Origin of the sequence: Sphingomonas sp. LaA6.9 (assembly GCF_022601895.1) — a bacterium.
Classification (GTDB): domain Bacteria; phylum Pseudomonadota; class Alphaproteobacteria; order Sphingomonadales; family Sphingomonadaceae; genus Sphingobium_A.
The window spans coordinates 37,052-48,471 of sequence record NZ_JAKVIO010000008.1 but is presented as its reverse complement, the minus strand read 5'-3'; the positions used below and the strand labels follow the sequence as shown (position 1 = coordinate 48,471).

Here is an 11,420-nt window from a genome sequence, read left to right as displayed (position 1 = left end):
CCCAATCAGGACAATATTTATTTTATCAGAAAATTGTTTGTGTTTTCAGGATGCAACCAACTCGTTTTGGCTGAAACCTCTCAAACCGAACGAAATGCGGCTTTATTTCTAGCGCGCGAGCGTTCCGATCCGCGCCCGCGCTTGCCCGCTCACAAACTCCTGGTCCCCGAAGCTGACGACGATCCGCGGGCCTTGCGCCTTCTCGAGCGTGAGCGTCACGGGCCGGGTCACTCCCGCCGCGTCGCGCAAAACAGCGGTGACGCTCGCCCATTCGGAGGCGGTCTGGATCGTCCCCAGTCGTTCCGCCTTCCATTGCATGCCCGATGCGCGGTCTTTCAGCGTCAATCGCCCGCTGGAGCCGGCCTCGCCCGGCTTCTGCGTGATCGCGAAGCTGACGGAATAGCGGCCGCCGCTGGCTTCAACGACGCCACTGCCCGAAATGCTGCGCTTACGGCCTGCAGGCGTCATCGGGCGACTGGGCATATAAGCCGTGCGCAAAACGACCTTGCCGCCAAGGGCGCCGGTGGCGATTCCATCGCGTAACGCCGCTTGACCGTTGACGAAGACGTCACGAACGCCCTCGGAGGGCAGCGTGGGCGCGTCATAGGTGGCGTGGTCGCGGATGCGGCCGGCATCAAAAGTCACGACGTCGGCCCGCATGCCCGGCGCAAGATATCCGCGGTCGGTCATGCCGATGATCGTCGCGGGCAAGGCCGTCATCTTGCGGATCGCGTCGGGCAGCGTCAGGGCGTTGGTCTCACGCACATATTGGCCGAGCACACGCGGATAGCTTCCCCAGGTTCGGGGGTGCACGCGCGCGCCGGTATTGGCGCCGCAATCGCAAGCGATCGCACTGTCCGGATATTGAAGAAAGGCGACCAGATCGTCCTCGCGGCCAAAGCTGAGGATGGCGCTCTGCTCCTTTTGCTCAAGCAACCGGATCAACGTCTCACCCGCCCCCGCGCCCATCTCCTTCATGGCATCCGAGAGCCGCTGCCCGGTGCTCACGACCCGCACGCCCTCGGGTCCGCCGAAGCGCAGCGTCATCGCCTCTTCGGCTTCGACGATGATTTTGGCGCGCGTTGCGGGGTCGGCGAACCGCCTGAGCATCGCCTCGCGGCCGCCCTCGTGCGCCCAGCCGGGAATCATCAGCGAAAGGCCGCTGCTGCCCGCGAGGTACGGATAGACATCCGCAGCGGTATACAGGCCGCGTGCGGTCGCGTTTTTCATGAAATCGATTACCGCAGGTGCATTGCCCTGCTCGGCGCCCTGCGTCTTCAGATGCGTGATGATCGGCAGCACGCCCGCCTGCCCCGCTATCTCCACGGTCTCCTTCATGCCCTTGAACGAGCTGTACCGCTCCTCGGGCCGAAGCCGCTCATGATTGGGGAAGATCGTGCGCCACTTGCGGGCGACCGAGACGATTTCGATTACCTCGTCCGCGTCGGCAAAATAGCCGGGCTTGTAATCGAGGCCCGCCGCAACGCCCCAAGCGCCTGCCGCGAGATTTCGGTCGAGAATATCGCGCATTGCCGCGATCTCCGCCTGGGTCGCACGGCGATCCTCGTGCCCCACGGTATCGCGCCACGCCGCGTTGAAGCCGATGAACAGGCCGACATTTTCCGCGAGACCGTTCGCGCTGAACTCGGCCAGCTGCTTCGCGATGTCGATGGTGCCGTGCCCGTCGGCATTGGTGATCTCGGTCGTCACGCCCTGGGTGAGCATGTTGACCGCCGTGGCCACGGCTGCCGGCTGGGCATGACTGTGGATGTTGATGAACCCCGGCGCGACGACCAGTCCGGTCGCGTCGATCTCGGCGCCGGCGGCCGCTTCGCCGATATTGCCCACCGCCATGATATGGCCGCCCGTGATGGCGACGTCGCCGCGATAAGGCGCAAGGCCACTGCCGTCGACGATGGTGCCGTTGCGAATGATGGTGTCATAGCGCGGCGCATCGCCTTGCGCGCAGACCGGCCCGGCCACGGCGCCAAGCGCTACAGCGCTCCACAACGCCAGCCCCCTGCCCGGGGCAGAAATCCAATCCGACACGGCCATTGACGCGCTCCCTTTGGCCGGACAACGCGCTTAATTGAAACATATTGTCAAGATTGAGATTAAAATTCTCAGATTATGCCGATTTTTTTCACATTATAGCGAATGCCCGGCCCCTCCCAGATCAAAACCACGCGAAGCGCAGAAAATCTGGCGTTTTTGGGCCGTCCCGACCTACGCCCGCCCCGTGACAGCGGCCCAATTCAGGTTGACGATTTCTTTTTGGGACCATAATGTCCTGATTGGAAATATTGGAGAGGGGTTTCGCAATGTCTGTTTTGTCTCGCCGCCAGGCGCTCGCAGCTGCCGTCGCGGTGGCCGCAACCGCACCGTTCGCGCGCGCGGCAGCCCCTCGCCTCGCCCCGCCGCCCAAGGGCTATTCGCGTCGCGCGATCGATCTCGTTCGGCAATCGCTCGTCATCGACATGCTTGCGCCACTCAAGATCGACATGGGCCCCGAATTCTACGCGGTGCCACTGAGCGACAAGGACGCGGCGGAGTTCCGGAATTGCGGTATCACCGGCTTCCATCACGCCGTCGGCCTTGGCGGGCCGGACGCGCACGAACATGCCCTCAGCTTCTTCGCGATCTGGGGCAATTACGTCGCGCGAAACTCCCATGTCTTCACCGCCGTCGACAAGGCGGCCGACCTTTCGCGTGCGAAGGCCGACGGCAAATGCGCTGTCATCATGGGCCTTCAGAACGCCGACCACTTCCGCCGCCCCACCGACGTCAAGTTCTTCTACCAGCTGGGCCAGCGTTGCTCGCAGCTCACCTACAACTCGCAGAACCGCATCGGATCCGGCTCGACCGAGCGCGTCGATGGTGGCGTCACCGACTTCGGCGCCTCGATCATCGAAGCGATGAACGGGGTGGGCATGCTGATCGACGTGTCGCATTCGGGCGATCGCACGACTCTCGACGCAATCGCGATTTCCAAGAAGCCGATCGCGATCACGCACAGCAACTGTCGTGCGCTGATCGATCACCCGCGGGTGAAGACCGACGAGGCGATCAAGGCGCTGGCCGCCAAGGGCGGCGTGATGGGCATCACCGGCGTTCGCAATTTCGTGAGCAAGACCGAACCCACCGGTATCGCGCAGCTCGCCGATCATATCGACCACGTGGTAAAGCTGGTCGGCATCGACCATGTCGGCATCGGCTCGGACGCCGACCTCAACGGCTATGACGACGTCTCGCCCGAAATGAACAAGCAGCTGCGCGGCGCGTACAAGGACAGCTACGCCTTCCGCGAAAAGATCGATGTCGACGGGTTCGATCACCCGTACAAGATCTACGATCTCACCGAAGAACTGATCCGCCGTAAATATTCCGACGCCAATATCAAGGCGGTACTTGGCGGCAATTTCCAGCGTCTGCTCGCCTCGACCTGGGGCGGTTGAACTCAATCCTGAAATCCCTTGCAGGACCTGTAGATGAAGATGGACTCCGTGTTTGATTGCGCTGCAAGCGCGATGGTGTTGCCCCAGCCCTATCTGCTCTTTCTCGGCGATACGACCGAGCGCGCCTTTGCCAAGACCGCATTCGGGTTGCGCGACTGGGCGGCCGACAAATGTGTGGGCGAGTTCGCGCTCAAAGGCGCCTCGGTTACGACCGGCCTGCAGCCGCTCACGCCGGGCGAAGCGGCAGCCAGGGGTGCGCAGGCATTGGTGATTGGCGTGGCCAACAGCGGTGGCGTGATCCCCGATCATTGGCGCGCGGCCTTGTTCGAGGCACTCGAGGCGGGGCTCGATGTCGTCAGCGGGATGCATGCGCGGCTGACCGACATTCCCGGTCTGGCCGACAGGGCACAGGCGCTGGGGCGGCAATTGATCGACGTCCGTTCGCCTCCCCCGAACATTCCCGTGGGAACCGGCCGCAAGCGCACCGGCCAGCGGCTTCTCACCGTGGGCACCGATTGCGCGCTCGGCAAGAAATACACGGCGATCGCCATCGCGCGCGCCTTTACCGAACTTGGCGTCAATGCGGACTTCCGCGCGACGGGGCAGACCGGAATCATGATCGCGGGCGGCGGCATGCCGATGGACGCCATCGTGTCTGATTTCGAAGCCGGCGCCGCGGAACTGCTCTCTCCCGATGCTGCCCCCGATCACTGGGACGTGATCGAAGGACAGGGTTCGCTGTTCCACCCCGCCTATGCCGCGGTGTCGCTCGGCCTGCTCCATGGCAGCCAGCCTGACATCGTGGTCGTATGCCATGAACCGGGACGAACCGACGTACTGGGTGCTCCGGGCTATACCCTGCCCAGCATCGAAGAGACGATCGAGGCGACGCTGCTGCTTGGACGGCGTACCAATCCGGCCATTCGCTGCGCGGGCGTATCGCTCAACACTTCAAATCTCGGGGAGGCCGAGGCGGCCGCGCTGATCGCTGGCGAGAGCGCGCGGCTTGGGCTTCCCGTCGCCGATCCGGTTCGCGGGGGCGAAGCGTTCGACCGGCTGGTGAAAAATTGCCTGAAGGCGGAAGATTGACGTACGCCGACGGCAGGCCGTCGGCTGACCAAAGCAAATTGGGGCGAACAAGCCCCGGACTAACAGTGAATAGGGAGGATGTTATGTCGCGTCATCGCAACAACCGGAGAGTGGGCGCCGCCCTTCTCGCGCTCATGCTTTCGAGCGGCTTGTCGACGGTAGCGGTCGCGCGCGATGCAGCGCCGCAAGCGACCGCCGCCGAAGCACAAAAGCCGCAGCTTCAGGGTCTCGAGTCCTTCGTCGATGGCGTGGTCGCCAGCGGCCTCGCCAATCGCGAGATTGCGGGCGCCGTCGTGGTGGTGGTCGCCGACGGCAAGGTGCTGTTCAACAAGGGCTATGGCTATTCCGACGTCGCCAAGGGAGTGGCAGTCGATCCTGAGCGGACGCTGTTCCGCCCCGGTTCGGTCAGCAAGCTTTTCACCTGGACCGCACTGATGCAGCAGATCGAAGCGGGCAAGGTCGGGCTGGACGATCCGGTCGAGAAATATATCGACTTCAAGGTGCCGACCACGGCCTTCAACAAGCCGATCCGCATCCGTGACCTCTTCACCCATACGCCGGGCTTCGAGGACACCTATGTCGGCATGTTCTCCAAATCGATGTCCGAGTTCGAGCCGCTGGGCAAGTTCCTTGCCACTCATATCCCGGGGCGCGTCCGCCAGCCGGGCGTGGAGGCGAGCTATTCCAACTATGGCACCGCGCTTGCCGGCTATATCGTGCAGCGCGTTTCGGGAGAGGCATTCCCGGATTATATCGACAAGCACATCTTCGCGCCGCTGGGGATGACGCACAGCACGTTCCGCGAGCCGGTGCCCGAGGGATGGGAGCTGGCGAAGAGCTACGACTTCACCGAAGGTCGCTTCGTCGAAAAGCCGGGCGAGCTGATCACCAACATCGCGCCCGCTGGCTCGCTCTCGGCAACCGGCGCCGACATGGCGCGTTTCATGCTGGCACATCTGCAGGACGGCACGCTCGACAACGGGACCATCCTCAAGCCCGAGACCGCGCGGAGGATGCGCGAGCGCCTGTTCGCCAATGCCCCTTCGCTTCCCGGCATCGCCTATGGCTTCCTGGAATACAACGCTGCCAATCCGCGGATCGTGGGTCATGGCGGCAACACCGGCTATTTCCATTCGGATCTGATGATCGTGCCCGAAGCGGGCGTGGGCGTGTTCGTGTCCTTCACGGGCGGCGACGGCTCTTCGATCGCGCGTTCGGAGCTGATGCATCTCGTCACAGAACGACTCTTCCCCGCCAAGCCGCTGCCGCTCTGGACGGGCGCGCCGGCCGCGATGGTTGAGGGTTTCTATCGACCCAACCGCCGTGGTTATGCACCGGGCACCATCTCCGCGGCCAGCCTTGTCCGCATCCGCAAGGACGGCGAGCGCGGGCTGTCGACCGAGATCGGCGGCAAAACGGTTCGCTGGGAGCAGGTCGGGCCGCGGCTGTTCCGTCAGACCGGCGAGGACACGACCCCGCTCGGCCCGCTCGGCAAGCTGGAGTTCTATGGCGAGGGCGCCGACACGCGTTTCTCGTTCGAGCACCAGCCCTATATGCTTTTCCGCCTCGTGCCCTGATCCGGAGAGACATCCAGCATGAAGAAGTTCATCGTCGCTGCCGTCGCGTTCGGGCTCGCAACAACAGCACTCGCACAGGACTACACGTCCTATAGTGACGAGGCGCTCGCACGCGAGCTCGCGCAGCGCGCCGACACGACGATGATCGCCATGGTGCCGATGCGCGATGGGGTGGGGCTCGCCACCAATATCTATCTGCCCAAGGGCACCAGGGGGCCGTTGCCGACGATCCTTTGGAAGACCCCCTATAACGAGCTCTCGTACAAGGCCGCGACCAGCCGGCGCGCGCTGGAGGCGGTCAAGCGCGGCTATGCCTTCATCGTCCAGAACGAGCGCGGGCGCTATTATTCGGAAGGCGAGTACGAGATCCTCGGCCATCCCGCGACCGATGGCTATGACACGCTCGACTGGATCGCAAAGCAGCCCTGGTCGAATGGCAAGGTCGGTACGCTCGGCTGCTCCTCCTCGGCAGAATGGCAGCTCCAGCTGGCGGCGCAAAACCATCCCGCGCACAAGGCGATGATCCCGATGGCCTCGGGTGCGGGCATCGGCAAGGTCGGCCCCTTCCAGGAACAGGGCAACTGGTACACCGGCGGCGTGCCCCGCACGCTGTTCTTCGTGTGGCTCTACGGCGTCGACAACCCGCTGCGCCCGCAGGTGCCTTCGGAGCTCGACCAGGAGATGCGGTCGAGGCTGGTCCAGTATAACGACCTCGCCGCCAAGAAGCCCGAGGTGAAATGGCCCAAGCAGATCGCAACGCTGCCGGTCGACAAGATCCTGACGAGCATGGGGGAGCCCCCCGCCACTTTCGAGCGCTTCATCGCGCGCACCCCCGCCGATCCTGCCTGGCGCAAGGGTGGACTCTATCACGACGACATGGGCTGGGGCGTGCCGGCGCTGTGGTTCAACAGCTGGTACGACGTCTCGATCGGGCCCAACATGGCGCTGTTCAACCACGCCCGCGCGGTGAAGAGCGACGCGGAGGCGAGTGCGCATCAATATGCAGTGATCGCCCCCAACCCGCACTGTCAGTTCAACAAGCTCGGCCCCGACTACAGCTCGGGCGATCGCAAGCTCGGCGATGCGAGCTTCGATGTCGACGGCCAGGTCTATGGCTTTTTCGACCGCTGGCTGAAGGGCGACACCAAGGCCTTTCCGGACTCGACGCCTGCGGTGCGCTATTTCGCGATGGGCGAGAACCACTGGAAGGCGGACTCGCAATGGCCGCCCAAGGCCGCGAAGACCGTGCGCATGTACCTGCGCTCCTCGGGTGCCGCGAACAGCGTCTATGGCGACGGCAAGCTGCTGCGCGATGCGCCGCCCGCCGTCGAGGCACCCGATCGCTACAGCTATGATCCAATGAACCCAACCCAGACCATCGGTGGCGGCGATTGCTGCAATGGCGGGCTGGTGACCGCGGGTGCCTTCGACCAGCGCGTGATCGAGGCGCGCAACGATGTCCTCGTCTATACCAGCGAGCCACTGACCGAGCCGATGGAAGTGAGCGGGTTCGTGAATGCGGTGCTCAAGATCTCCTCCGACGCGAAGGATACCGATTTCGCGGTCAAGCTGGTCGACGTCGCGCCCGACGGCACCGCCTATATCCTCGGCGATACGATCCTGCGCGCACGCTACCGCGACGGCTTCGACAGACCCGTGATGATGGAGAAGGATCGCGTCTACACGATCAGGCCCTCGCCGATCACGACGAGCAACACCTTCCAGCCCGGACATCGGATCCGCGTCGAGGTGACCTCGTCAAACTTTCCCAAGTTCGTCCGCAACCTCAACACGGGCGGCGACAATGAACGCGAAACCAAATGGGTGGTGGCGCGCAATGCCGTCCACCATGCGGGGGATGACGCCTCCTATATAGAGCTGCCCGTCGTCCAATAACGGCAGGACGCAGCCGCGGCCGCCACGCGCTCTGCTCACTATGCGCGTGGCGGCCGAATGGCCACCCGGCCCGAACCGGGCGGTTTCGGCAGTGCGCTTTCAACGCTACAGTGATGATGTTGACGGAGGTCGGCATGATCGCACCCGACAACCCCGGATCAAAAGCAGTGCGGATGTCGCGTCCGCGACGATTGCTCCTCGCCCTGACAGCATTGCTCGCGCTCGTCTTCGTGGCCACCGCGATCAAATTGGGGCCGCTGGTCTTCGAGAGGAACCTGTATGCCGGCGTGCCTTCGATCGAACGGCGCGAAGATTTCCGCAACGCAGACCTGATGGCGGCTGCCTGGCGACTTCCGGTGGCTGCACAATATCGCCGGCACCCCTATGAGTTTCAGGAGAATCAGAGCTTTTGCGGGCCTGCGAGCCTCGCAAATCTGTTGCGCTCGCTGGGCATCATGGCCTCGCAACAATCGGTGCTCGACGGCACGGCTTACAAGCCGTGGTTCGGCATATTGATCGGCGGGATGACACTCGACGAACTGGCGGAGGTGTTGCGAAAGCGCTCGACCCTACCTGTCGCTGTGATCCGCGATCCGTCATTGGCGGAATTCCGCGCGCACATGCTGCGCACCAATGATCCGACGCGTCGCTATGTCGTGAACTTTCACCGCGGTCCCTTGTTCGGCCGCGGACATGGGCATTTTTCACCAATCCTCGGCTATCTTCCAGACCGCGACCTCGTGCTGGTCGGGGATGTCAACGCGGCCTATCGACCTTTTCTGGTCAGCAGCGAACGCCTCTGGCGCGCGACCGATACCCTGGACACATCCACCGGCAAGGAACGGGGGCTGATCATCGTCAGGAGCGTGCGCGAGATCGGCGTTCGCCCCCACCTATTGCCCGCCGTCGACCACCGCGATCGAGATCGCCGAAGGATAGGCCGGGGTGTGGAAGACCGAATGCGTCTGCACCTTGTAGTCGGAAGGCCTCGCCTTCAGGATATTGGCGACATAGGTCTGCGGGTTGCGATCGATCAGCGGAAACCAGCTGCTCTGCACCTGCACGGCGATGCGGTGCCCCTTTTTGAACACATGCGACGCGGAATGGAGATCGATATTGTAGTCCAGCACCTTGCCCGGCACGATCGGCTGCGGCTTTTCGTAGCTGGTGCGGAAGCGACCGCGGAACACGTCGTTGGCAATCATGCGCTGGCGCCCCTTGAGTTCGGGCGCGGTCGCCGCGTCGTCGGGATGGACGTCGATCAGCTTCACCACCCAGTCGGCATCCGAGCCCGTCGTGCTTGCGAACAGTTGCGCGGCGATATCCCCCGCGATCGTCACGTCTTCGGTCAGCGGCTCGGTCTGCCAGAACAGGACATCCTTGCGCCTGGTGAAGGGCGCCTGATCATCGGCCAGCCATGTCGACCAGGTTGAGCCCTTGCGCATGAAGGGCTTGATCGAGGCCCGGTCGCGATAGGGGACGGGATTGGCCGGATCGGACCGGAAGCTGTCGGCGGCTTCCGCGGCCGAGGGCGGATCGAAAGACAGCCGTCCGCCGCTCCTCAGATACAGCTTGCGCTGCCTCGCCTCGGCTGCGGGCCAGCGCGACAGCCGCTGCCAGACATTGCTGCCCGACTGGAACACCAGCGCTTCGGGCTGATCGAGCGTGCCGACGCCCTTCAGCCAGTAGCGGAACCATGGCAGCTCGACCTTGGTCCGGAACCACGAGCCGGTCGGCCCGCCGAGCTGATAGGGTCCGTAGGTGTTGCCGTCGCGGCGCCATCCACCATGGTTCCACGGCCCGACCACGAGATAATTGAGGTTGCGATCGTCGCCCTTTTCCTGATTGGCGTAGATCTGCATCGGACCGTAAAAGTCCTCCTGATCCCACCACCCGGCGACGATCAGGTTGGGTGTCGCGACCCTTGCGGGCATCATGTGGGAGGTGCGGCGCTCCTTCCAGAACGCGTCATAGGACGGGTGCGAGACGAAATTCTGCCAGCTCGGCATGGTGCGGCCCAAGCGCTGCCGATCGAGATTGGCGAGGTCGGTCTGCTTCAGATACCAGTCATAGCCATCGTCGGTGCCGAAATCGAACGCCTTCATCGTCCGCCCGTCGGTTTCCAGTGCCGACACCCACGACCAGGCATAGTCGAGCCGGAATGCGCCATTGTGCAGGAAGTCGTCGCCGATGAACATGTCCTCGGGCGAGGCCTGCGACGACACCGCCTTCAATGCCGGATGCGGGTCCTTGGTTGCGACGGCGGTGGTCCACCCACCATAGGACACGCCGAAAATGCCGACATTTCCGTTGTTGCTGGCGACGTTCTTCACGAGCCAGTCGATCGTGTCATAGGTGTCCGTCGCCTCGTCGATGTCCTTTTCGGACTTTTTGACGGGGCGCAGGTTCACGAACTCGCCCTCGGAGCCGAAGCGACCGCGAATATCCTGAAAGACGAAGATGAACTTGTCGGCCGCAAGTTCGCCATAGCCGCCCGACTTGCTCAATCCGTTGCCGATCCTCTCGGCGGTGAAACCGTAGGGCGAGCGGGTCATCATGATGGGAAGCGGCTCGGTGATGTTTCTGGGGCGCCAGATCTGGGCGTGCAGACGGACACCGTCCCGCATTGCGATCATGACGTCTTCGCTGACATAGTCCGCCGCATTGAGGGATTCGGCAGGAAGCGGCGCGGGGGGTGCCCCCTGCGAGATGACGGCGCCGGGCTGGCTGGTAGCGATCAACAACGCCAGGATCGCGGCACGTCGTTTCGTGGCCGAATTGAACATGCGCACCCTCCTCGTCATCGCATCAATCGATCTCGCGACAATCAATATGACAGCTCATTTTCCAATCAAGTCATTTTTTTCCGATCGAGCGCGCATCTCGACGGACTTTTGGGCCTTCCCTGCCGGTTGATTTTTCCAGAGACCACGTCCGAAGACCTCCTAAGATACTGAATTCAGGTGACCCACATTTTGTTAAAATCAGGAACCGTGTTGTTGTGTTGACACACGTCCTCATTAGGCTACTTATTTCCGATTAGGTTCATTTAGAAACATTTCTCTCCCGCTCTCACTGGGGCAGCTGCCGGGGTGAAAAAGTCCAACAGGGGTTGATGTCCATGAAGAAACTCGCCGTGAAAGTTACGCTAGCTCTTTCCCTGCTGAGCCTTGCACCGGCGCTGGCAGCCCAGACCACTGTCGCGGCCGACACGCCGGGGAAGACCGGTTCGGGGGTCGCCTATGTCCAGCCCAAGGAATGGACTTTGACGCGCAAGGGGGCCGCAACGATCTTTGCCGCGCCCGAAGCGAATCTGAACATCGTTGTCGTGGACGTGGGGAGCGCGGCGGATGCGCCCGCCGCCGCCGCCAAGGCATGGTCGCTCTACAAGCCCGAGGCGAAG

At 63.2% G+C, this 11,420-nt stretch carries 6 protein-coding genes and 1 pseudogene; 5 read left to right on the top strand and 2 right to left on the bottom strand.

Translation table 11 applies throughout. The features are described 5' to 3' along the window. Positions 1–108: 108 nt before the first annotated feature. Entirely contained in the window at positions 109–2,055 is a 1,947-nt protein-coding gene (locus MKI88_RS06160) for an amidohydrolase family protein (protein WP_241630083.1), read from the bottom strand. A gap of 266 nt (positions 2,056–2,321) precedes the next feature. Between MKI88_RS06160 and MKI88_RS06155 the strand changes: the two genes are divergently transcribed. From MKI88_RS06155 to MKI88_RS21515, 5 genes and pseudogenes are all read left to right on the top strand, one after another. Further along, positions 2,322–3,455 (top strand): dipeptidase, encoded by a 1,134-nt coding sequence (locus tag MKI88_RS06155; protein ID WP_241630082.1) that lies wholly within the window; start codon positions 2,322–2,324, stop codon positions 3,453–3,455. A gap of 33 nt (positions 3,456–3,488) precedes the next feature. After that, on the top strand, positions 3,489–4,544 hold the full coding sequence (locus MKI88_RS06150) for a DUF1611 domain-containing protein (protein ID WP_407073308.1): 1,056 nt from the start codon (positions 3,489–3,491) through the stop codon (positions 4,542–4,544). Positions 4,545–4,627: 83 nt separating this feature from the next. Then, on the top strand, positions 4,628–6,121 hold the full coding sequence (locus tag MKI88_RS06145) for a serine hydrolase (RefSeq protein ID WP_241630081.1): 1,494 nt from the start codon (positions 4,628–4,630) through the stop codon (positions 6,119–6,121). Positions 6,122–6,139: 18 nt separating this feature from the next. After that, positions 6,140–8,017 carry a CocE/NonD family hydrolase gene (locus tag MKI88_RS06140; RefSeq protein WP_241630080.1) on the top strand — a complete coding sequence of 626 codons (1,878 nt, stop codon included), beginning with the start codon at positions 6,140–6,142 and terminating at the stop codon, positions 8,015–8,017. Between the two features lie 113 nt (positions 8,018–8,130). Further along, positions 8,131–8,853: pseudogene (locus MKI88_RS21515) on the top strand (phytochelatin synthase family protein); the annotation flags it as partial. 57 nt (positions 8,854–8,910) lie between these two features. On the opposite strand, the gene MKI88_RS06135 reads toward MKI88_RS21515, so the two are convergent. Beyond that, a complete protein-coding gene (locus MKI88_RS06135; RefSeq protein WP_241630079.1) occupies positions 8,911–10,803 on the bottom strand; it encodes a CocE/NonD family hydrolase in 1,893 nt (630 codons plus the stop codon). Positions 10,804–11,420: the final 617 nt, after the last annotated feature.

Bases quoted from the DNA above. Each gene is read 5' to 3' on its own strand.
- MKI88_RS06160 (WP_241630083.1), bottom strand. From the start codon at position 2,055: ATGGCCGTGTCGGATTGGATTTCTGCCCCGGGCAGGGGGCTGGCGTTG.
- MKI88_RS06155 (WP_241630082.1), top strand. From the start codon at position 2,322: ATGTCTGTTTTGTCTCGCCGCCAGGCGCTCGCAGCTGCCGTCGCGGTG.
- MKI88_RS06150 (WP_407073308.1), top strand. From the start codon at position 3,489: ATGAAGATGGACTCCGTGTTTGATTGCGCTGCAAGCGCGATGGTGTTG.
- MKI88_RS06145 (WP_241630081.1), top strand. From the start codon at position 4,628: ATGTCGCGTCATCGCAACAACCGGAGAGTGGGCGCCGCCCTTCTCGCG.
- MKI88_RS06140 (WP_241630080.1), top strand. From the start codon at position 6,140: ATGAAGAAGTTCATCGTCGCTGCCGTCGCGTTCGGGCTCGCAACAACA.
- MKI88_RS06135 (WP_241630079.1), bottom strand. From the start codon at position 10,803: ATGTTCAATTCGGCCACGAAACGACGTGCCGCGATCCTGGCGTTGTTG.